Annotated in this window: 19 protein-coding genes and 1 pseudogene; 5 read left to right on the top strand and 15 right to left on the bottom strand. The window is 68.5% G+C overall.

The genetic code is table 11. The features are described 5' to 3' along the window. Positions 1–6 precede the first annotated feature (6 nt). The 4 genes from AB0H49_RS04355 to AB0H49_RS04340 all read right to left on the bottom strand — a co-directional run bounded on the left by AB0H49_RS04355 (position 7) and on the right by AB0H49_RS04340 (position 3,971). Positions 7–939, bottom strand: coding sequence for a hypothetical protein (locus AB0H49_RS04355; RefSeq protein ID WP_357247063.1), 933 nt, complete (start codon positions 937–939; stop codon positions 7–9). After that, positions 936–1,292: a hypothetical protein gene (locus tag AB0H49_RS04350; RefSeq protein WP_357247060.1), complete on the bottom strand. Its 357-nt coding sequence runs from the start codon at positions 1,290–1,292 to the stop codon at positions 936–938. Before AB0H49_RS04350 ends, AB0H49_RS04355 begins: the two co-directional genes overlap by 4 nt. Before the next feature lie 216 nt (positions 1,293–1,508). Continuing rightward, positions 1,509–2,870: a serine hydrolase domain-containing protein gene (locus AB0H49_RS04345; RefSeq protein ID WP_357247058.1), complete on the bottom strand. Its 1,362-nt coding sequence runs from the start codon at positions 2,868–2,870 to the stop codon at positions 1,509–1,511. Between the two features lie 252 nt (positions 2,871–3,122). Continuing rightward, the gene (locus AB0H49_RS04340; RefSeq protein WP_357247055.1) at positions 3,123–3,971 is read right to left on the bottom strand and encodes a helix-turn-helix transcriptional regulator; all 849 of its coding nucleotides are present in this window, start codon (positions 3,969–3,971) and stop codon (positions 3,123–3,125) included. An 87-nt stretch (positions 3,972–4,058) separates the two neighbouring features. Between AB0H49_RS04340 and AB0H49_RS04335 the strand changes: the two are divergent. Further along, positions 4,059–4,871, top strand: a pseudogene (locus AB0H49_RS04335) (NAD(P)-binding domain-containing protein); the annotation flags it as partial. Between the two features lie 107 nt (positions 4,872–4,978). Here the strand turns inward: AB0H49_RS04335 and AB0H49_RS04330 are convergent. Then, positions 4,979–6,019, bottom strand: coding sequence for a hypothetical protein (locus AB0H49_RS04330; RefSeq protein ID WP_357247052.1), 1,041 nt, complete (start codon positions 6,017–6,019; stop codon positions 4,979–4,981). A 17-nt stretch (positions 6,020–6,036) separates the two neighbouring features. On the opposite strand from AB0H49_RS04330, the gene AB0H49_RS04325 reads away from it, so the two are divergent. Next, positions 6,037–6,216, top strand: a complete 180-nt coding sequence (locus AB0H49_RS04325; protein WP_357247049.1) for a hypothetical protein — start codon at positions 6,037–6,039, stop codon at positions 6,214–6,216. Between the two features lie 43 nt (positions 6,217–6,259). Here AB0H49_RS04325 and AB0H49_RS04320 read toward each other — a convergent pair whose 3' ends face one another. Beyond that, positions 6,260–7,798 carry an alpha/beta hydrolase gene (locus AB0H49_RS04320; protein ID WP_357247046.1) on the bottom strand — a complete coding sequence of 513 codons (1,539 nt, stop codon included), beginning with the start codon at positions 7,796–7,798 and terminating at the stop codon, positions 6,260–6,262. A gap of 246 nt (positions 7,799–8,044) precedes the next feature. On the opposite strand from AB0H49_RS04320, the gene AB0H49_RS04315 reads away from it, so the two are divergent. Together AB0H49_RS04315 and AB0H49_RS04310 are read left to right on the top strand one after the other, a co-directional pair. Then, positions 8,045–8,635, top strand: coding sequence for a WHG domain-containing protein (locus AB0H49_RS04315; protein WP_357247043.1), 591 nt, complete (start codon positions 8,045–8,047; stop codon positions 8,633–8,635). Further along, positions 8,632–9,486: an alpha/beta hydrolase gene (locus AB0H49_RS04310; protein ID WP_357247040.1), complete on the top strand. Its 855-nt coding sequence runs from the start codon at positions 8,632–8,634 to the stop codon at positions 9,484–9,486. Before AB0H49_RS04315 ends, AB0H49_RS04310 begins: the two co-directional genes overlap by 4 nt. Positions 9,487–9,602: 116 nt before the next feature. On the opposite strand, the gene AB0H49_RS04305 is transcribed toward AB0H49_RS04310, so the two are convergent. The 8 genes from AB0H49_RS04305 to AB0H49_RS04270 all read right to left on the bottom strand — a co-directional run bounded on the left by AB0H49_RS04305 (position 9,603) and on the right by AB0H49_RS04270 (position 18,961). Continuing rightward, the gene (locus tag AB0H49_RS04305) at positions 9,603–11,231 is read right to left on the bottom strand and encodes a TlrC/CarA/OleB/SrmB family ABC-F type ribosomal protection protein (protein WP_357247037.1); all 1,629 of its coding nucleotides are present in this window, start codon (positions 11,229–11,231) and stop codon (positions 9,603–9,605) included. Positions 11,232–11,424: 193 nt separating this feature from the next. Continuing rightward, positions 11,425–12,645, bottom strand: a complete 1,221-nt coding sequence (locus AB0H49_RS04300) for a DUF418 domain-containing protein (protein WP_357247034.1) — start codon at positions 12,643–12,645, stop codon at positions 11,425–11,427. 122 nt (positions 12,646–12,767) lie between these two features. Further along, complete coding sequence (locus tag AB0H49_RS04295) at positions 12,768–13,517, bottom strand: hypothetical protein (RefSeq protein WP_355001678.1); 750 nt, start codon at positions 13,515–13,517, stop codon at positions 12,768–12,770. A gap of 201 nt (positions 13,518–13,718) precedes the next feature. Then, positions 13,719–15,092 carry a three-helix bundle dimerization domain-containing protein gene (locus AB0H49_RS04290; RefSeq protein ID WP_357247031.1) on the bottom strand — a complete coding sequence of 458 codons (1,374 nt, stop codon included), beginning with the start codon at positions 15,090–15,092 and terminating at the stop codon, positions 13,719–13,721. A 462-nt stretch (positions 15,093–15,554) separates the two neighbouring features. After that, entirely contained in the window at positions 15,555–16,982 is a 1,428-nt protein-coding gene (locus AB0H49_RS04285; protein ID WP_357247029.1) for a S8 family peptidase, read from the bottom strand. 91 nt (positions 16,983–17,073) lie between these two features. Continuing rightward, a complete protein-coding gene (locus tag AB0H49_RS04280; RefSeq protein WP_355001681.1) occupies positions 17,074–17,673 on the bottom strand; it encodes a DUF308 domain-containing protein in 600 nt (199 codons plus the stop codon). Between the two features lie 69 nt (positions 17,674–17,742). Further along, a complete protein-coding gene (locus AB0H49_RS04275) occupies positions 17,743–17,961 on the bottom strand; it encodes a hypothetical protein (protein WP_357247026.1) in 219 nt (72 codons plus the stop codon). A gap of 73 nt (positions 17,962–18,034) precedes the next feature. Beyond that, the gene (locus tag AB0H49_RS04270; RefSeq protein ID WP_357247023.1) at positions 18,035–18,961 is read right to left on the bottom strand and encodes a hypothetical protein; all 927 of its coding nucleotides are present in this window, start codon (positions 18,959–18,961) and stop codon (positions 18,035–18,037) included. Between the two features lie 558 nt (positions 18,962–19,519). Here AB0H49_RS04270 and AB0H49_RS04265 point away from each other — a divergent pair. Then, positions 19,520–21,052, top strand: a complete 1,533-nt coding sequence (locus AB0H49_RS04265) for a carboxylesterase family protein (protein WP_357247020.1) — start codon at positions 19,520–19,522, stop codon at positions 21,050–21,052. Here the strand turns inward: AB0H49_RS04265 and AB0H49_RS04260 are convergent. After that, entirely contained in the window at positions 21,043–22,008 is a 966-nt protein-coding gene (locus tag AB0H49_RS04260; RefSeq protein WP_357247017.1) for a WYL domain-containing protein, read from the bottom strand. The genes AB0H49_RS04265 and AB0H49_RS04260 overlap by 10 nt on opposite strands. Between the last annotated feature and the right edge of the window lie 6 nt (positions 22,009–22,014).

Raw genomic sequence — 22,014 nt, 5'->3', positions numbered from 1 at the left:
TTCGCGCTACTTGTCGAGTTTCGCCCGGAACGGGCCGCCGACGCTGTTGAACAGCAGGTCGCCGTTCGGGAACGCCTCGATGATCGCGTACGCGCCGTGGCCGTAGTTCGACTGCCCGAAGATGGTGCGGTGCACGGTCTCTCCGGTCTTCCAGTCCAGGCCCGTGACCTCCCAGCCGTCGGCCTTGCTGTAGCCGTTGACGAACACGATTCCGGCCTCGGTCGACACCGCGGGCACCATGGAGGTGGACACCACGTCACCGCGCTCCCACACCGACGTCCACTTGTCCGCGGCCGGATCCCATTCGAAGCGCTGCATGCCGTGCGGCGGTTCGTCGACCGGACCGTTGGCGAGCCCATCGACCAACCGGTCCGGATTGCCGCCCGTGCCGATGTTCTGCCCGACGAACGCACCGTAGTCGCGCACGACCACGGACTGCTCGCTCTGGATGAACTCGGGCTTCGGGTCCGACAGTCCCGCGGTCACCTCGATCTGGTCGGCGATGCGGTTGGACTCGGCGTTCGCCTTGGGCTGGAAGCCCGGGGGGATCTCGTTGCGCCAGAAGGCGACCAGCTTCATGTGGTCGGCGCCGTCGGTGATCACCACGAGTTCGTCGGAGCCCTCGCCGAAGCCCATCAGGGTGGGCGTCGATCCGGTGCCGATGCCGAACTTCACCGCGGGCGGCTGGCGGCCGAAGCCGTAGGGCGCGGACCAGGCGCCGTCGGCTTGCTCGGTGGACAGCTTCATGCCGGTCCACACCACCTTGCGCATGATCTTGTCGGAGGCGACGTAGATGCCGCCCTTCTCGTCGACGGCGATCGAGTTCGAGACGGTCTCGTCGTCGCCGAAGCGGATCTGCTGCGGCTGCCCCGACAGTTCGCGGTCGATCGCGATCAGACCGCGCGAGGAGACGACGATCAGATGGCCGTCGTAGGTCATGTTGACGCCGACGATGCTCTCGCGAATGCCGAGCGAGGTGCCGCCCGCGCCGAGACGCGATTGTCCTTGTCCACCAAGCCGTACACGCCGTTGGCGATGCGCTGCCAGGTCGCCCCGCCCCAGTCGTCGCGGATGGCGCTCTGGATCTGGGCGGTGTCGGTGAACGTCTGGTCCAGCACCTCGTCCAGCGCCTGCGGCGGGATGGGCTGCACGCCGGGGGCGTCCATGGCAGCGACCTCGCGGAACCCGCGATCCGAGACGTCCACGTACCGCACGCCGGAGCTCGACGAGATCCACCTGTACTTCTCCGACGGCGAGGCCAGCGTGATGATGTTGACCGGGCCGGTGGCCACGCGCGGCATCTGTTGCGGGTCGACCCGGAAGGTGCCGCGCGGCACGGGATCGGCGAAGCTGTCGGACTGGCCGGGGTCCAGGTGGGTGACACGATGCGCGCAGTCACAAGATCACTTTCCGCACTCGGTGCAAGCAAGAGGCCCTGTCGACTACCAGGACCGCGGTTCAGGTGGCCTCGGGCGAGGCGAGGTAGCGGACGGCGGCCGCGCCTAGGCTCACGCGTCGATGCGCTGGAACAGCCGTCCCGCGAGGTCGATGCCGACGATCCGGCCGTTGTCGTCGCGGGAGAAGTAGCCGAGCTGTCCTCGCAGGCCGCCGTCGGTGACGACGTATTCGTCGCGGTCGCCGGGCAGCAGGCCGATGGCGGCGGCCGGGTAGTCCGGCGGCAGTTCCTGGTCGGAGGCCGCGCGAATCTCCGGCTTGATGCCGACCGCGAGGCTGAGTCCGGTCGCGTCGGCGGCGATGGTGAGCGTCATGGCGTCGATGTCGTAGGTGCCCGCCAGTTCCGGGGCGCGCGTCGCGTTGTAGGGCAGGGGTTCGGGGTCGCGGTCGAGGACGTTCAGGTAGTGCTCGAGCGCCCATCGCACGATCACCTGGTTGCAGGCGATGCCCTCGGGTCCGGCGTTGGACATCACGACGATCGCGAAGTCGTGTTCGGGGACGATGAGCAGTTCGGCGAACTGTCCGTTGCCGGAACCGCCGTGGCCGATGGCCCGCACGCCGTCGATGTCGCGCAGGAACCAGCCGATGCCGATGGCGTCGCCGAACGAGCTCGCCCGCAGTTCGACGGTGGGACGACGCATCGCGAGCAGGCTCTCGGCAGGCAGCACCGCGCCACCGTTGCCGAGCTGGAAACGGGCCCAGCGCAATTGGTCGGCCGCCGAGGAGGCGAGGCCGCCGCCCGGGTTGTTGGCGCGCGTGGGCCGCCATGTGCGCGCGACCGTCAGCGAACCGTCCGGCTCGGCGTTGTGCCCGTCGGCGAATCGGCGGGCGGTGATCTCGCGCGGATCGAAGAAGCTGTGCGACAGGCCGACCGGCGCGAAGACGAGCTCGGCGACCGCCTGCTCGAACGACTGTCCGGTGACCTTCTCCACGATCCGCCCGGCCAGGTTGTATCCGGCCTGGCTGTAGGAGGCTCGGTCGCCGGGTGCGGCGATCATGTCGAGTTCGGGGAGCCGGGCGACGAATTCGGCCAGCGCGTCGTCGCCATCGCCGGTGTCGACGACGAGGTTCCAGTCCAATCCCGCAGTGTGGTTGAGCAGGTTCGCCACGGTGATCCTGGCGGCGGCGTCCTCGTCGGCGAGTACGAGCTCGGGGATGTACTTCCGCACCGGGGCGTCGAGTTCGACGCGCCCTTCCGCGACCAGTCGCATGAGCGCGGTCGCGGTGTAGGTCTTGGTGATCGAGCTGAGCTGGAACAGCGTGTCGCTGTCGACCGGCTGCGGGTTGTCCACGCTGGTCACGCCGTGGCAGGCGAAGACTTCCCGGCCGTCGGCGAGCACACCGACCGCGAGACCGGGAATCCCGAACTTCACGGCGGTCGCTTCGACGAACTCGGACAGAGTGACATCGGACATCGGCGTTTCCTTTCGTGTTTCTGGAACGCCCATGACCATGCCGACCGTCGCTGACAGCGCACTGACAGCGCGCTGATCGCCCATCAGCCGCGCGGCACACCGCGCAAGTATGCGGTGCACGCCATCCCGCACGCTTCCACCACACACCCGACCCGCTGGAGTGTCTCGCATGTGCAAAGCGAGAACGTGGTGAGCCGTTGATGGAGCGTCGATCGACACCTTCGCGCTGATGCGACAGCTCGGCGGGTTGTCCTAGTCGGCGGCCACCGGCAGGCGACCACCGAGCTTCCGCAGTGCCCGCTCGGAGGCGGAGCCCGGTTCGGCGGCGAACAGGTCCAGCCCGCAGCACGACGGCGCGTCGGGAAGCGAGACGAGTTCGCGGTGCAGCGTGAGTTCCCCCGCGATCGGGTGGTGCAGCACGTACGTTCCGGACCGAAGCCGCGCGACGGAGTGCCCCGCCCACATCCGCGCGAAATCCGGGCTGAGAGAACGCATGCGCTCGATGTGCGCCGAGAGATCGCGATCGCCACGATGCCGCCCGAGCAGCACGCGCAGGTGCGCCACGTGCTCGTGTGCCACCCGCGACCAATCGGCGCCGTGCAGGTCGCGCAGATAGGGCTCGGTGAACAGGAGGTGCGACAGGGTGCGGCGGTCTTCGGGCAGTGCGGGGAAGTCGCCGAACACCGCCACGGCGAGGTCGTTCCAGCCGACGATCTGGGTGTGCCTGCCGATCAGCAGCGCCGGTGTCATCACGAACGACTTCAGCAGGTAGCGCAAGCCCGCGAGCGCTTCCGGCGCGGCAGTGTCGTCCGCACACGCCTTGGGACGCCGTGCGATCCGGTGCAGGTAGGCCAATTCGTCGCCGTCCAGGCGCAGTGCCGTGCCGATCGCGTTCAATGCCTCGTTCGAGACACTGTCGCTCTTGCCCTGTTCCAGGCGCGTGTAGTGCGCGATGCTGACGCCCGCGACCCGAGCCAGCTCCTCACGCCGCAGTCCGGCGACCCGGCGCACTCCCCCGTAGTCGCGCAGCCTGACGTCCGCCGGGCGCAGGCGCGCGCGGCGGGACTCGAGGAACTCGCTCAGCTCTGTCCGGTCGTCCACGTGACAACGCTACGCCCGAGCTCGGTGGGTGATCACGCCGTGAGTACGCAAACTCCGGGCCTGGTCGGGTGATCGCGTCGGTTCCATGCTGTCAGTCGGGCCAGGCGCGCACTCGCTCGCCGGTTTCCGTCAACACGAACGAACGGAGAAGTTGTGCCGCACACACTCGCACTCATCGGCAGCGGAATGATCGGTTCCTCTGTTGCCCGCCTTGCCATTTCGGCAGGACTCGAGGTCGTCCTGAGCAATTCGCGAGGCCCCGAGACCCTCGCCGACCTGGTCGCCGAACTCGGCGGGCGCGCCCGAGCGGCAACCCCGGCGGAAGCAGCGCGCGCCGCGGACCTGGTGGTCGCGGCCATCCCGCTCACAGCCTTCGCACACCTGCCCGCCGCCGCGCTGGCCGGAAAAACGGTACTCGACACGTCCAACTACTACCCCGAGCGCGACGGCCACCTGACCGAACTCGACACAGCGACATCGACTTCCAGCGCCCTGCTGCAGAGCCATCTCCCAGATGCCCGGGTGGTCAAGGCATTCAACAACATCACGCCACACCAAATCGTCTCCCTCGCCCGTCCCGCTGACGCACCGGACCGCAGCGCCCTTCCCATCGCAGGCGACGACGCGAAAGCCAAAGCCGAGGCCACCCGCCTACTGGACGTGCTCGGTTACGACGCGGTCGACATCGGCCCCCTCGCCGCCAGCTGGCGCAGCGAACCCAACACCCTGGTCTACATCGAGCCCTATCTCGGCGAACGCCCCGCCATGAACCTCGAGGAGTTCTTCCGCTGGACACTGCAAACCCCCGGTGTCCCCGTACCCGCAGCACGGATCTCCGAGCTCGTCCGGACGGCAGTTCGCCAAAAGCCGGGCGAGGCCAGGCTCCCGAGCGCCGACTGATGCAGGCACTCTTCGCGGCCAGGTAAGCGATTCGACCCGCATTCGGTCAGCCGAGGTCGGCAGCGCTCGAACGCTCGGCGGCTTCGGGTATCCCGAGAGATCGGTTTTCAGCTGGCCTGCGGATAGCCGATTTCGGAGATGTCTCGGGCCAGGTCCGCCAGGGTGATCTCTGTGTTCAGCAACGACACGAGTTCCTGGTTCAGCGGCCGCAGGGCGTACACGGCACGCACCGCTTCCAGGTCCACGGGGACCTCGTAGTAGTCCTCGGCATAGCGCTGGAATGCTTCGGGTGAGCGGTCGATCAGGAGTCGAAACAGATCGGTCGCACCATCGGGATCGGCCCGGTCCGAAGGGAAGTCGATCGTGCCGTGGCGCCAGCGATCGTCTGTCGCGTCCCGCCACAAGCAGGCCGTCACGATGGGCACGCCGTCTTCGTCGGTGAACGCCGGCTCCTCGACGAAGCGTTCGAAGACATCGGGAACATCATCGATCACTCCCGGCCAGGGCTCGCCGTCATTGCCATATGGGCTCATTGGAGATTCGTGACTGAAGCCGCGGACATAGACCCCGGCCGCAGAGAACACGATGGTGTACTCGTCTCCGGACCCGTTGCTCATCGAGGCCATCTCCTCGCCTTCGGTCCAAGCGGCGTCGAAGGAGTAATACCGGCTTTCCCAGTCCGGGCTCAGGATCGCATCGAGCATCGCAAGCGAGCGGCACAGATCCCGCAGGTCGGTGATGGCCGGAAGCCGGCGGGCTACGTCATAGACAGTCACGGCCTCATCCAACCGGATCCCTCCGACATCGACGCCGAGCTGGCGCAGCTCGGCCCGACCGGGTACCGGCCGCTCCAGGTTCGCGACACCCTCTGCTGACCTCGCCCCCAGGCTCCTGCTTCCGTCGGCGCTCGGGATTCGGGGCGACTGCTGTGTTCGTGTCTGGCCGAACCGTTGGGCTCGCGCGGCATCGTAGCCGGGAAATCGATCGCGCAGAGTTCGGTCGAATGCTTTTGCCTGCTCACGCTTTCGGTCGTTGCGGAACTCGTAGTTCGCGAGGAACCACGCCATCAGATCGGAGGCGAGGTCATCGCGGCCGTCCAGCGTGCACAACGCTGCGGCGGATTGCACCAGCCGGGAGTCGATACGCATCCCGTACGACCGCTGCTGTGGCTGTTCGGCTGCGGCAACGAGCTCTGCGAGAGTGGTCCGGCCGGCCCGCCAGCCAGCCATGGGCCGTCGATGAACTCGACGAACTGGCCGACGCCCTCGGCGACCCGGTCCGGATCGTCGAGGGCGATCGAATGAGCCGAGCCGGTGAACAACCGGTCGATGGATATCAACGGTGAGAACCGATCCGGGTCGAGCGGAGCGGCTGTCGTCGGCAAGGCTTCAGGCGAACGGGATTGCGTCCGGATGGCAGCTCTCGCCCTCGGCGGGGAGGGTGCCCGAGGTCAGGTAGTCGGAAATCGCACGGACGCCGCAGCTGGACTGTTGGGTGACGATGTGGCCGATCCCCTCGTGGATCAGTACACGGCTGCCGCCGAGGTGTTGGGCGACGTCGAGGGCTCCGGACAGGGGTGTGGCCGGGTCGAAGCGGCTGTTGAGGATCAGTGCGGGGGTGTCGGTGCGCACCTCCCAGGGGCCGGTGTAGCGGTCCGCAGGTGTCGACTGCCAGAACGCGCACATGCTGGTGCCATAGGCGCGAAGAGTCGCGAAACCTGGTGCGACGGCTTCGCGGCGCTGCGCACTCGCCCACCACGCGGGGGCGAAGCGTGGCAATTGGTTGTCGTTGCAGGTGAAGGCGCTGAAGGGCGCGTCCAACAGCGAGTAGGCGCGGTCGAGTCCGCTCGCATCGATCTGCTCGATCACGAGCTGAGCCAGTTCGGCGGCCTCGGTGTCGGTCGGCGCGGTCGCCACTCGATAGGCGAGGTGCAGCAGCCGATCGAGACCCGCCTCGCGCCACACCCACGGTTGGTAGAGCACGCCACCCACGTAGGCGACGAGCTTGGAGTAGGTGAGCGAGGTGCGGGCGCCGTCCGCCGCGACGAGTGGTATGGGATGTTCCCGCAGCCTTGCCAGCAACTCCGGAAAGGCCCGCGCCGGATCGTCGGCGGCGAAAGCGCAGGACTGCCCCGCGGCGCAGAGTCGGAGCGCTTCGTGCATCGCCTCCGCCGTCGCGACATCGCTCCCGGTTCGTTCCGAAGACACCGAGTCGATGGGTCCGGACCAAGCTTGGACCGGATTCAGCACGCTGTCCATAACGAACGAACCAACCTGGCGCGGAAAAAGATTCGCGTAGACAAGGGCGAGCGCGGCGCCGTAGGACTGACCGAGGAAGTTCAGTCTCGGTTCGCCGAGGGCCGCGCGGACCAGGTCGAGGTCTCGGGCGACCGCCGCCGTGGTCAGATGATCGAGCAGGGTGCCGTGGCGTTGTCGGCATGCGATGGCGAACTCGGCGTCTCGGGCCGAACGCACCGCGGCATCCTGCGGGTTCATCGGAACAACCGTGGCATCGGATCCGAACGCGACGGCTTCGGTCGGATCGAAGCAGGTTACCGCCGGTGTAGCGAAGCCGACGCCGCGCTGATCGACCGCGATCACGTCGTAGCGATCCCAGACCCGGTCGTCCCAGGGGGACGGCACCGCGCCGGACACCAAGCCGGCCAGATAAACCGACGAAGGGTAACCAGGTCCGCCCCGGTTGATGACGAGGCTGCCCAGTCGCTGCCTTGGATCACGCGCTGGCGCCTTGAACAGCACGATACGTGCCGTAGGGCCGCCGGGCACGGTGTGGTCCATCGGCACGTCGAGTGTGGCGCACTTCAGCTGGCCCAGGCCCGGAATCTGTTCCAGCGCAGCACAATCGACCCACTCCAAGGCAGGCTCGTCCGCCTCGGCGATATCTCCGCCCACCAGTGTGGCGGCCACTATGAGAACCATCGCGCCGAGAGCTCGGCACCACCCCCGGATATCGCCCATTCCCCGAAAGTACCTGAGAACGAACGCCTTCGGATTGCTGGGCGCTCGTGGTCGGCTGGAGTGCTGATCGAGGGCGCGGGTGAGCGGCAGCGTGAGTGGATTCGCCAGGCCACCAGCACCGGTGCAGCACAACTCGACAACTCAACCTATGACCTCTAGGGTAAAACCTAGATGTACTAGGTTTGGAGCGATGAAATGGCACCACGCGCCGGTCTGAGCGCTGACCGGATCACCCGTGCCGCGGCGGATCTCGCGGATCGGGTCGGCTTCGACAACATCAGCGTGTCGGCCCTGGCCAGGCAGTTCGGCGTGAAAGACGCGAGCATGTACTCGCACGTGGCGAATTTGCGCGAGCTGCGCGCCCGCGTCGCGATACTGGCGGCGGACGAGAAGACCCTGTCGATCGCCGCCGCGGTGGCCGGGCGGTCGGGCAAGGACGCCTTGGTCGCCTACGCGGGCGCGTACCGGGACTACGCGTTGCGCCATCCCGGCCGCTACGCCGCCACCCAGATCCCCTTCGACCCCGAACTCGCCATCGACGCGCCAGGTTTCGCGCGCGCCATCGAGCTCACCTACGGCATGTTGCGCGGTTACGGCTTGGCCGAGCCCGCACTCACCGACGCGGTTCGACTGCTGCGCAGCACTTTTCACGGCTTCGCCACGCTGGAGGCGGCGGGCGGTTTCGGACATTCCCGTCCGGCCGAGGAGTCCTGGGCCGCGATCCTCGACGCCCTGCACACCGCGCTGACCCACTGGCCGACTACCGACGAGAAGGCGAATCCATGAGCACCCGAACCGAGCCTACGGCCGCGACCTTGCGCGTGCCCGGCGCGACACTGCACTACGAGATCCGCGGCCGTGGCCCGATGCTGCTGCTTCTGCCGGGAAGCGGCGGTGACGCCGTGATCTTCGATGCGATCGCCGACACCCTCGCCGCGCGCTACACCGTCGTCGCGATCGACCCGCGCGGCTACTCGCACAGCACCATCGACTCCCCCACACCGGTCGATCAGCGCGTCGAGGTGCAGGCCGACGACGCCTTCCGGTTGATCGAACACCTCACGCCCGCAGGCGATTCCGCCTCGGTCTTCGGCGGAAGCGGCGGCGCGATCGTGGCGCTGGAGCTGCTCGTCCGTCATCCGGAGCGGATCGCCCGCGTCATCGCGCACGAACCCCCGCTCTTCGAACTGCTCCCAGATGCGGCCGAGCAGCGCGCGTTCGTCGCCGAAGTGCATCAGCTGTTCCGCACCAATGGCCTGGTCGCCGCCTCCGCCCGATTCCTGGAGGGCATCGGCGGAACACTGAAACCGCTCCCTGCTCCCGAATCCGTCCCGCCGCGCACGGCCGCCATGCTCGCCCGCCTGACGGCCAACGCCCCGCTGATGATGGAACACGAACTGCGCCAGTTCACTTCGCACCACCCCGACCTCGCCGCCCTACGTCGCCACACCGACCGCCTAGTCTTGGGCGCGGGCCGCGACACCTCGCTCCACCTGCCCGCGCGCCCCGCATACGTCCTGGCCGCCGAGTTGGGCATAGCGGTCACCGAATTCCCCGGCGGGCACAGCGGTTTCACCGATGCACCGGCCGAGTTCGCCGACTTGCTTCTGCACCTCCTGTCGACCTCGCGGGGCTGAATCCACGAGGAATCCGTCGAACCGGCCCAGGGCGAACGCCTCGTTGTCCTCGGGGCACCAGATCCGATCAGCTGGCTCGAGCTGGCGGGCGACCGAACACGCCTGGCCGCCGAACTTCACGCGGCCAGCGCGCCCGCCGACATCTCCATTCGTCTGCCGCCGAAGCGGTTTCGCATGGCGCGGTCGTGAGTCACCACGACGACCGCGCCGGGATAACCTTCCAACGCGGCCTCCAATTCCTCCACCAAGCCCGGGGCGAGGTGGTTGGTCGGCTCGTCGAGCAGCAGTAGGTCGGCGGGTTCGGCGACGAGCCGGGCCAGTTCGAGCCTGCGGCGCATCCCGTAGGACAGTTCGCCGAGGCGCAAGCGCAGTTCCGCGGGACGGAACAAGCCCATGGCCAGCAGGGTGTCGGCGTGGTCGTCCGGGTGTCCGAGGCGGCCCAGGGCGAATGCCTCCAGCACCGTCAGCCGCGGCGGCCACGGCAGTTCCTCCTGACGAAGGAAACCGACGCGCCCCGCGACCCGCACCGACCCTCGGTCGGGGGCGAGTTCACCGGCGAGGACCCGAAGCAGCGTGCTCTTGCCCGCTCCGTTGGGTCCGGTGATGAGCAGCCGTTCCCCGTCGGCGACGCGCAGCCCGTCGAGCCACAGCCTGCCCTCGACGACAACGTCCTCGAGTTCGGCCACCGGACAAGACATTTCGGCCTCGCTCGCCCGGACGAGGTCGACGCCGAATCGCAACGGATCCGGCGGCGCGGAGACCGGGTTGTCGGTCAGCCGCGCCACTCGCTCCTTGGCGTTGCGGATCCGCGACATCGCCCCGTGGTCGCGCCCCCGCGCGCGAAACGGTCCCGCGGCGAACACCGCGAGCGGCAGCTTCCGCGGAATCGCCTCGAGGCGAACGACGTTGGACTCCGCCAGGCGACGGTTCCTGGCCAACTCGGCCTTCCAGTCGGCGTACTCCTGCTCGCGGCGACGACGCTGCGCGGCCTTGGCGGCGAGGTAACCCGCGTAGCCGTCGCCGTGCCGAGTCACCGCGCCTTCGGCCACCTCCAGGACGGTGGAGGTGATGCGCTGCAGGAACACCCGATCGTGGGTCACCGCGACGACGGTGCCGCGATGCCCGCGCAGGTGTTGTTCGAGCCACGCAACGGCCCGGTCGTCCAGGTCGTTGGTCGGCTCGTCGAGCAGCAGCAGTTCCGGCGCGGCCGCGAGGGTCGCGGCCAACGCCAGCCGGGATCGTTCCCCACCGGACAGGGTCTCCAATCGTCGCGAACGATCCAGCCCGGGCAGGCCGAGGCCGGTGAGCGCGATGTCGACGCGGGTGTCGGCGTCGTAGCCGTCGCGCGCCTCGAAGCGGGCGAGCAACTCGCCGTAGGCGTTGAGCCGCTGCTCGACGGGCCCGGGCAGTGCGAGCGCCGCCTCCGCGGCACGCAATTCGTTTTCGAGCTCGCGCAGGTCGGCCAGCGCCAGGTCGATCGCGTCGGCCACCCTCGCCGATCCCGGGAGTTCGAGAGTCTGTGCGAGATAGCCGATTCCATCGGGGGCGGTGACGGTCGCCGTGCCGTTGTCCGGGTGTTCGCGCCCGGCGATGACCTTCAGCAGCGTCGATTTGCCCGACCCGTTGTCGCCGATGATGCCGACGGTCTCGCCCGGCTTGATGGTCAGCGAGACCCGGTCGAGCACGACCCGGTCGTCGTAGCGTTTGGTGACGTCGGAGAGGGTGAGTTGAGCAGCGGTAAGCAAGGGTGCCTCCTGTTCTCGGCCGATCGGGCCGGATCGATGGGGAACCCGCACACGACGACACGACCGCGACAGCGGTGGGGAGGGTGCGGGGATTACCGACGCGGAGCGAGGCTCGACGCGTACGGCGCGATCAGGAGAACAGGAAAATCAAACCCATGAGGTTTGCTAAGTTAGCGGCCCAATCCCGCTGGCGTCAACCCTCTTTCGCGGGGACGTGATCCGGATTACGCCACGCCGGTGCGCGCAGGTAGGTGACCGCCCGCAACAGCCATTCCACCGGACCGTACCGGTGGTCGCGCAACCACCACGCGCTCAGCGCGAGCTGCGCCGCGTAGGTGAGCAGCGCCAGCCCGATCACCCCGGCGGGCGGCACCTTGTCGGCGAGCGCGAATCCGTAGCCGGTGTAGAGCACCATCAACACGATCGACTGCCCGATGTAGTTCGAGGCCGCCATCCGTCCCGCGGGCGCGAGCCGGGCGATAGCCCGCCTGGTGCGCGGCGCTCGGGCGAGCAGCACGATGCCCGCGATGTAGGCGAAGGTCATCGCCGGATTCACCAACTCCTGCACCCCGAACCACCACCACGGACCATCCCAGCCGACCGAGATCGCGAAGGTCACCGCCGAGATCGGCACACCGATGCCCAGCCCGATCGCCAGCACGCGCGGCGCCCACCGATCCAATGTCTGGCCGTCCTCGAACACACCCCGTTTGCCCGCCGCCATGCCGATCAGGAACAGCCCGAGGCTGGTCATTCCTTGCGCCAGCCAGGTGAGCAGCAGGAAGAGCGGCGCGTAGGACAGTTGAGTGTCGAGGGTGTCGGCGAAACCGCCGGTGTAGCCCTCGCGCAGCGCGGGGAGGTCGATGAATTGTGCCAGCGCCTGGTACGGGTCGCCGCCGGAACCCGGCGCGAACGCCCACAGGCACCACAGCGCGTACAGCACGCCGCCGGTGATCAGCGCGGTGCGCGGCCGCAGCTTCCGCAACAGGATCAGGATCAGGCACAACATCGCGTACAGGGTCAGGATGTCGCCGATCCAGAGCAGGAAGACGTGCGCGAGCCCGATCGCCATCAGCGCCGCGCAACGCCGCAGCAATCGCGCATTGGCCGAGACCCCCGCCCGCTGGGCCGCCGCGATCTGGAGGGTGAACGAGTAGCCGAACAGGAACGCGAACAGCAGGTAGAACCGTCCGGAGAACAGCGCGTCCACCACACCGGTGACGAGTTGGTCGACGGTGCCCTGATACCGCTCGCGCGGATGGTCTCGGGTTCCGTCGAACGACCACAGCATCGTAGCGACGGTGACATTGGTGATCAGAATTCCGAGCAGCGCGAAGCCGCGCAGGATGTCGAGTTCCGCGATCCGCCGTCCGGTAGTCGCGGCGGGCAGCACGGATTCGGTGGCACCGGACATGATTCGACGTTAACGGCCGACCCGGCCCGCACGCGTCCTCCGTCGGAGCGACACGCGAACCGCCCGAAGTCAGGGCGGTTCGCGACCTCCGGCGTATTGACCACGCGGGATCAGAGCGGGCGTCAGCCCAGATCCGCTACCTCCAGGTAGATCTGGCGTTCGACCGCGAGCTCGGCGAGGAAGCCCTGCGCGCCGCCGACCGACGGGGTGGCGCGGAACGCCGCCACCGCGATCTCCCCGGTGCGTAGGCGCTGACCGTGGAACTCGCGCTGCCCCAGAATGATCGGCTGCGCGGTGTCGAAACCGCGTTCGTGCACGTCGTCGGACAACGGCCTGCCGAGCATGTCGGTGACCGTGCCGGGGATGAGGCGCACGGCGACGATCTGATCGAAGCTGGGCCGCCGCGCGATGCGGTGCGCGAGATACAGCCGGCCGGGACGGCCGAAGCACAGGTGCGTCAGCAGTTCGTCACCGCCGTACGGCTGGAGTTCGGCGAAGTACACGACGTCGCGGACCGTGGCCACGACGTCGCGCGCGACGATCGGCCCGCCGCGTTCCAGGTGTCCCCGGTACAGCGTGCCGCGCAGCTCGGTGCGCGGCCGGTCGCCGTGCGGATCCAGCTCCGTGAGCGGGAAGAACTCGGGTTCGAAGGTGTGGAATCCCTCGTAACCGATCCTGCGGTCGGCGCCGAGCGCGCGGCGTCCGTGCTCGTCGAGATCGACCGCGAGCAGCACCTGGAAGTTGTGTCGCGCCTCGAACGTCGGCAGATGCGACAGATAGCAGTCCACGCCCGTGCCGAACACCAGCATGGCGTGCGTGCCGGTGGCCGTGGCGCTCGACCGCTCGATCGCGTGGGTGTGTATGCCGAACATCGATGGGGCTCCTCTCTCTCCAACCCCTGTAGCTAGGGAGAGTGGCACCAAACCCGGTCACAGCCACGAGTGCCGGGCTACTCGATTCCCTGCGTTCCGGCTACTCGCCGGGGCCTATCCGTGTGCGCTGCGCGCTCGGGCCCTCGGTCACACTTCCGTTTACACTTGGATCATCGTCACGATACGCCCGAACGCAACATCTCAGTTATACGACTGAGTGACCCCGTCGAGCAGATGCTCCATGGTCTCGAACGTCGGCGCGTCGACCACATCGATCAGATTCGCGGGTACCGGCACCTTGTTCTCCGTGGTGACCTGCTCGAACTGTGCCGCGTCTCCGGTGCGGAAGCCGTGTTCGGCGGCCAGCCGCTGCAGCTCGGGATCGGTGGACAACAGGCGGCCGAGCCGATCGCCGGATTCGTCCAGCGGCACCAGCGTGTGGGTGGACAGGACCGTCGGCGACGGGTAGGTCAGCACCATGTCCGGCTTCAGCTGTCCCCGCGCGGCCGCCTCGACGAACTGGGCTTCGTAGATCATCACCAGCGGCGTCGGCCCCATCCCCGCGGTGAGGTACTCCTGGAACGGGCCCGCGCTCGAGTTCTCCGCGTAACCCTGGCCGGTGAACAGCCGCGAGACGATCGGCAGCACCCGCTGCTCGGCCTCCGCACCCTGCACGACCGCGCGGTCGTTGGCCACGAACCCGGCGATGGCCAGGTACATCGCCGCGGAGTTGGAGGTCCGCGGGTCTGTGGTGGAGACCAGGATGTTCTTGCGCACCGGATAGGTGGTGTTGTCGGGCAGGTGCGCCCACTCGGTGTTGCGGCCGACCAGTTCGAGGTAGCGGGCCATGTCGAAGGTCGGCACCGGACCGGGCCGCAGCACGCCCGCCGCGGTCAGCAGGTCGGCGATCGGGCGGAAGGTGGCGATCGCCATCGGCGAGGCGAACGGCGTGTACTTGGTGGCGACGTTGCGTGCGCGCTGGATCCGCTCGGCGGCGGGCGCGCTGGAGGGGAACGCGAAGCTGTGGTTCGCCAGGTCGATCGAGGCGATCTGGCGGGAGCCCGCGGGATCGACCTCGGCCTCGAGCCCGTGCCGGGCGAGGGCCTCGACGACGCGGGGGTCTTCGAAGAACGCCATCTTCTCCGAACCGACGACGCCGTGCACGGTGGTGAGCGCGGGCGTCGACGCCGCCGAGGGGGCGGGGTCGGGCTGGCGTACCACGAGCACGACGACCAGCAGTGCGACGACGGCCAGCGCGCCGCCGAGCAGCGCGAGCTTGTTGTTCAGGGGGAACTGCCGTAGCCGGGCGGTGAGGTCCGGACGGTCGCTTGTCACCGGAGCGGTCGCGACGCGTTCGGTCGGGGCGTCCGCGGGTCCGGGTTCTAGCTCTCTGCGCACGATCCGTTCGACGAGGATCGGCACGAACTCCCGCACGGGCCGCCCGTCGAAACGCTGCCGCGCGGAGCCGATCGCGGTCTGGATCCGTTCGGCGGAATGGGTTTCGGTGTAGTTCTCGACCAGGCTGTCGGTCAACCGGCGGATCGCCTGTTCTTCGCGGACGGTGTCGACAGCCACCAGCTCTCCTCGATGTGCTCGGTCGGATCTCGCGACAGCATTCGGGCACCTGCGCGCGCCGAAACCATACCGGCATTCGGGCGAAGCCGATACTCCTCGCAAACCTGCGGATCGGGCAAACCGGCTGCGGGTGAACGCATCTCGGCGGTGCGGCACCGACGAGAAGACCCACCGTCGCGGTGCAGGTCAGCGCGTATCTACCCGTCTCGCAAGTCTCCTGCGCACCCAATGCTGAACCGCCACAAGGCATGCCATGCCGCAGCCACGGCAAACACAGAGTTCAACCCGACATCGGCTGCACGCCATCGAATGTTGTGCCACGGTTCACCGACCGACCGCGGCACGTACCGGGCCGTGATGCCCCTTCCCACACACCGTCTGTACGCCTCGCATAGGCGGTGTCTATGCGAGGCGTACGGAACCTATGTGGGACGGGGCCGTGTGCGGGGTTGGGGCACGAGTTCAGCTGTGTCGGTCGGCGGTTGTGGGTCGCTGGGGATCCCCCACCATGGCGCGGATATCGGGGAGGTTGCCGATGCGCTGGGCGGCGGTGCGGCCGGGGGCGTCGGTTTGTGGGGAGCCGGTGGCGCGGAGCAGTTCGCGCAACCGTGCCGGGTCGCGTCGCCCGGAATCGGCGGTGATGCCCAGGTAGCAGGCGAGCGCGCCGACGACGATCGGTGACGCGCTCGAGGTGCCGCTGAATTCGTCGGTGTACCAGTAGTCTTCGTCGCTGCCGCCCTGCAGGTCGCCGTATCCGGTGGTGGTCACCTCGCGTCCCCAGCCTTGCGCGTCCACGCGGGAGCCGTAGTTGGAGAACGCCAGTCGCGACCGGGCCGGGCCGTGGTCGCGGCCGTGCGTGCCCGGCGGCGGTGCGCCCGCGCCGACCAGCACCGCGCCGGAATCGGCGGCGCCGCCGCGGAACGGGTTGCGCCACGTCTCCGGGAAACCGTCTGGGCGGGTGTCGTAGAGCGCCGCGTCGAGGTCCTCGCCGCCGTTGCCCGCCGCTTCCACCACGATGACGCCGCGTGCGGTGGCGTAGCGGATGGCGGCGAGGTCGTCGGGCCACCATTCGATGGCGATGTAGCCCAGTTGGTCGGGGCGGCCCTGGTAGTTGCGGCGCGGTCCGGGCCGGTGCAGTTCGATGAGGATGATGTCGCCGGGGTTCAACGCGTCGGCGGCGGTGCGGATCGCCGTGGCCGAGCCGGGGCCGAACACCGAGACGGCGCGGATGGTGGCCTCGGGCGCGATGCCGGTGACGCCGAAACCGTTGACGTCGCCGCTGATTTCGCCCGCGACCGCGGTGCCGTGGTTGCGCCAGCCTCCGTCGGCGGAGGGTTCGCCGCCGATGACGCCACCCTGATTCTGGGTGAGGTCCTCGTGGGTGAAGCGCCACGCACCTTCGATGTCGATCACCCGCACGCCCGTTCCGCGCCCGCCGGGCCTGCTCCACGCCCAGCGCGCGTCGATCCCGGTCGGCGCGGCGTCCAGATAGCCCTGCCTGGCTTGGAAATCCGGAGTCACCGCGGGGGCGGCGGCCGCCGAGGCGGACACGGTGGACTGGGGTGCGATGGGCGGTTCCGCCGGTGGTTTGACGTACGCGCCGGCCACCGCGTCGTCCTCCCGCAACTGTTCGGCAACCGCTTCGAGGTCTTCGGCGACGCCGCGCACGGCGAAGTAGTTCAGGTACTGCGCGCCGATCGGTTCCTGGTCGGTGCCGCGCAACCGCCCCGGCAGCCGATCGGCCGGACCGAAGACCGGGGCCAGCCGGGCGCCGCCGGGCAGTGTCGCTTGTAGATGGGATCGACCAGCGACGCTGTCTCGCAAGGCGATCGGGCCGATGGGACGCGCCGCGCCGTGGGTGACGACGATGAGTTCCGCCGGCGATCGCATCGAACCCGGTACCGGAGGCCGTGCCGAACTACGCCGCTGATCCGTTGGTGCCATAGAGACAGTGAACCGGTTGCGCGGGCGCCCCGCCAGTTCAGCTGCGTGGCACGGGCACTCGCGTCGTGCTCGGCACCCGGACCGTGCCGGGTCGACCGACGCCGGACAGTGCGATCTCCAGCCCGCCGAGCACCGCGAGGCACCCGCCGACCAGCAGTCCGAGGGTGTCGAGTTCCTCGAGCGGCAGGACGAGCACGACGATGCCGACGATCATCGTGAACAGCCCGAACAATTCGTGCCGCCCGCTGTCGGAGAGCAGCTCGTCGTCCCACACCGCCACGGTGGCCTGGGTGATGCCGCGGATGGTCCAGCTCAGCCCGATCCACATGGCCAGCAGTAGCACGGAATTGCCTCCGCGCAGACAGGATACGGCCATCAGCACCGTGAGCGCTCCGCTGACGAATACCAGCGTCCGTAGCGGCATCGCGAAGCGTGCGCCGAGGGCGATCCATAGCTGCGCTGCTCCGGAGGCCAGCAGATACAGGCCGAACAACAGCTCCAGTGTCGGCACGGACTTCTCCGGCCAGACCGCGACAAGCACGCCGAGGGCGACGGAGCAGACACCCACGACCAGAATCGCCTCCCGTCCCCCGCGGACCCGCGATTCCCCACGCCCCTCACCATCGATTCCGGGCACAGCTCCATGATATGACCGCAGAACATGGTTAGCCTGAAGTTTGCCCTTTTTGCGGACCTGCTCCGGAGATCAGCCTTGCGCCGAGAGCAGCACAGACCGACCCCACGGTGCGGTGACCGTCGTGATGCCCGGCCCCAGCGCCACTCCCGGTTCGAGCCGCCGATGAACCCGGAGAACCACTCCCCCGACCATGCTGATCTCGGTGTCGTCGACTCCGTCCACCGTGGCGAATTGCCCTGCCGCGAAGCCGGATACCGGGTTCGTGACCCTGACCGGGTCATCTGACATGGTCGTGCGGTGGAGGACAGCCACAGTGCAGCCCAGCCGGTGGCCGGATCCTCGCTCGCGCTCCAGTTTTCGGTCAGTGGCCTTGGACCGGTTCTGTGGGGGCGCCGGTGCGGGTGGCGGCGAGCAGCTCGTCGAGTTGGCGTTCGGCGCGTTCGGCGCGGGCCAGGGTTTGGGTGCGGGCGTCGTCCAGGGCGGCGATCCGTTGGGCGGCTTCGGCGCGGGCCTGTTCGAGGGATGCGGCCGCTTCGGCGCGGTAGGCGGCGGCTTCGGTGGCGGCGGTGCGGCGCAGGTCGGCGAGTTCGGTTCGGGTGTTGTCGAGTTCGGCGCGCAGGCGGGTGAGTTCCTCGCGGGCCTCGGCGAGGGCTTGGCCGCGTTCGGCGGTGGCCTGTTCGGCGCGGTCGATGGCGCGGTCGGCGTCGGCGGCGCGTTGTACGGCGAGGTCGCGTTCGGCGCCCGCCGCGGTGATCTGCTGGGCGGATTCCCTGCGCACCTGTTCGATCTCGGCAGCGGCTTTGCGCCGCGCCTTGTCCACGTCCTCGCCCGCCTGCTGACGTACGCGTTCGACGTCGTCGGCGGCTTCGCGGCGCACCGCGCGGATCTCGGCCTCGGCTTCTGTGCGTACGGCGAAGACGTCGTCGGCGGCCTGCTTGCTGACCCGCTCGACCTCGCGCAGTGCGTCCTCGCGCGCGGTATTGGCCTCGGCGACCAGCGTTTCCGCACGTTCGGCGGCAGCGGCGGCGTCGTCGGCGGCGGACTCCGCGATCCGCCGCGCCTCCTCGGCCTCGCGCCGTGCCTGCTCGGCGGCGGCCGTCGCGACCTCGGCCTCCGCGATGCGCCGGGCGGCGTCGGCTTGAACGGCCTGGACCTGCGCTTCGGCGATCGAAGGATCGGCCAGGGTGGAGAGCTCGACGACGGCCGCATTGAGGTTGTTGCTCAGCTGTTCGGCCAGGCTACGGAACTGAGCGAGCAGCTCATCGGCCCGCGCCCGTGCCGCGGTCACCGGACCCTGTGGCGTCACAGTGACGGAAGCGGCGGGGGTCTGCGACTCCTGTTGCAGCCGTTGCCTTTCCCGCCACGCTCGCCATCGCGTGTGGTCGGGATGTTCGCAATATTCCGATGGTCGCCCGGGGCCGCCGCCGCGTGTGATGGGCCGGGTGCATCCCGGATAGCTACAGGTGCTGGACACCGGAGAATCGTAGCGTTGTTTTCGTCGTCTCCAACGCATTCACACGAAACGAAATCCATGTCGGCACAAGGGGAAGCATCGGCCTAGTGCGCCGATCTAACCGCCGATAAGTGAACATTATCGGCGGTCAGGATCTGAGACTTCCCCGCATACAGCCCGATTCGATTCGTTTACGTTTGGTCGCATCAAACGCAACGCAATGCCTACGAAACCCCTCGAAAACTAGGATGGCTGGCACAGCCGTACCACTCCCGCTCGGACGAGCCGGAATCCGGCCGCTGACCTCCCCCGTCGAGCCTGTGCGTCTGGTGGAATTCGGTTGATCTACCGGAAAGCGGTGTGCGACAGTTCGAGGAAAAGGGGGAAATCCGAGTGACAGTCGAACCTCGAGTCCGCACGGCAGCTGGAGTCGTGCGGGGCAGGCGGGAGGGCAATGTCGCGGTCTTCCGCGGTATCCCCTACGCCGCACCGCCATTCGGCCCGCGGCGGTTCGCGGCTCCCGTCGCAGCCCAGCGGTGGGATGGCATTCGTGACGCGGTGGTGTTCGGTCCGCCGGTTCCCCAAGCGACGAACAGAGCTTCGGTGATGTCGTCGGTGTCCGGCCGCACCGACGACGGTTCCGACGACTGCCTATCCCTCAACGTCTGGTCGCCCGACCTCGGCACCGCGCGCCTACCGGTGATGGTGTGGATCCAGGGAGGTACCTACCTGGAGAACAACTGCGCCAACCCGCACTACGACGGTGCGAAGCTCGCCGCGTCCGGTGTGGTGATGGTGAGCATGAATTACCGCGTCGGCGTGGAAGGATTCGCCCACATCGCCGGAGCTCCCGACAACCGAGGCATTCTCGACCAGATCGCCGCGCTGCGATGGGTCCGGGACAATATCGCCGCGTTCGGCGGAGATCCGGACAACGTCACCGTCTTCGGCCAGTCCGCCGGTGGAGCGTGTATCGCCGCATTGCTCGTCATGCCGTCGGCGGCCGGACTGTTTCGTCGTGCGATCAGTCAGAGCATGCCGGGCACCTACTTCTCCGAACGGCTCGCCGCCGCGATCGCCACGACGATCGCCGCGGAACTCGGCGCCAAAGCCACCGTCGACGAGCTGGCCCGAATCCCGCCGCGCGCGTTGACCGAGGCGACGGCGGCGGTGATCCAGAAGATGCCGGAGTTCGTCGAATCCTGGGGTCCGATGGCGCTGACACCGACGCCGTTCTCCCCCGTCGTCGACGGCGCTGTGCTCCCGGAGGCGCCGTGGCGCGCACTCGCTCGCGGCGCCGCGCGCGACATCGACCTTCTGGTGGGACACACCCGGGACGAATACCGGCTCTACACTTCCCGTCCCGGCGGTGCGCCGAGCGATGCGCGAATAGCCGCAGCATTCGACCACCTCGCGCCGACCGACTGCCGCACCGCCTACCCGGACGCCACCCCGGGCCAACGGTACGAACTCCTCAACACCGACTGGCTGTTTCGCATGCCCAGCCTGCATCTCGCCGACGCCGCCCATACCGGCGGCGGATCCGTGTGGCTCTATGAACTCTGCTGGAGCTTCAACCGGGAACAGGGCGCCTCGCACTGCCTCGATTTCCTGCTCGTCTTCGGCACGCTCGGCGCCGACGAGGTGCGCGCCCACCGGTCCGCCCACCCGAACGCCGCGAACGAGATCACCCAGGTCTCCACGGACATGCGCACCGATTGGGTGAACTTCGCGGCCACAGGCGGACCCGGCTGGGCGCCCTACGATCCGCGGACACGAACCACTCGCGTCTACGACGCCACACCCACTACGCGGCCGTACCCCGAGGAACGCTCCCGCCGCATGTGGTCCACCCATCAGTTCGACACCCTGGACCGGCTTCGCGCGCCCGGGAGCAACGATCGGAAGTCCGGCGCTCAGGAGTGATGCGTAGCTGCCGTGTAGCGTGCCGCGAGCGCGGTGACGGCGGCCGCGAGCTCGGGCGCGTGGCCTGCCTCTAGACGAAAATCGAGGTCCATCGCGGCGAGATATGCCGCGAGCAGTTGCGGGCTTTGGGCCCCGGCCTCGAGCGCGCTGGTGTGCGGATCGATCGGTTCGACCGTCCAGATGCCGGTAGGTATGCGCGCTGCGACGGTTTCGGCAGGCTCGTCGACGATCACTCGGGCGGTGTAGTTCCACAGTGCGGCCATCCGTCCACGGGTCACGAAAGTCGCGAGATCGCGCGGGGGAAGGTCTCTGGCGGTGAATCGAGGCCCGGTCGGTGTCTTCGGTGAGATCCGGTCGAGGCGGTAGCTGCGCCAATCCTGGCGATCGAGGTCGTAGCCGACGAGATACCACCGGCCGCCGGACTGGACCAGCCGGTACGGTTCGACACGACGCTCGCTGGCTGTTGTGTGCCGATCGGTGTAGTCGAAGCGGAGTAGTTCGCTGCGCTCGACGGCCGTGGCGACATCCCGAAAGACGCTGGGTTCCACCGGATTCCGAGAGTCCGGTATCGCCTCGGCAACCGCGCTGATCGTGTGTAGCCGGTGACGCAGCCGGGGCGGGAGTAGCTGCTGGAGTTTGGTCGCCGCGCGGGCCGCGTCTTCGCCGATGCCGACCACACCGGCGCCGACGGCGGTGCGCAGGGCTACGGCTACCGCGATGGCCTCGTCGTCATCGAGTTGCAGCGGCGGCAGTGTCGCGCTGGCACTGAGTCGGTATCCGCCTGCCACACCGGGAACGGCGTCGACCTGGTAGTCGAGCCGCCGCAGGCGTGCGATGTCGGCACGGATCGTGCGGGTGTTCACGCCCAGCCGCGACGCGATTTCGGCTCCGGTCCACAGCCGTTGGGTTTGCAGGAGCCCGAGCAGCCGCAGCAGCCGGACAGTGGTGTCGGCCATGGTCAT

Origin of the sequence: Nocardia sp. NPDC050713, assembly GCF_040654315.1 — a bacterium.
Classification (GTDB): Bacteria; Actinomycetota; Actinomycetes; order Mycobacteriales; family Mycobacteriaceae; genus Nocardia.
This window is presented reverse-complemented; position numbering and strand designations above follow the sequence as displayed.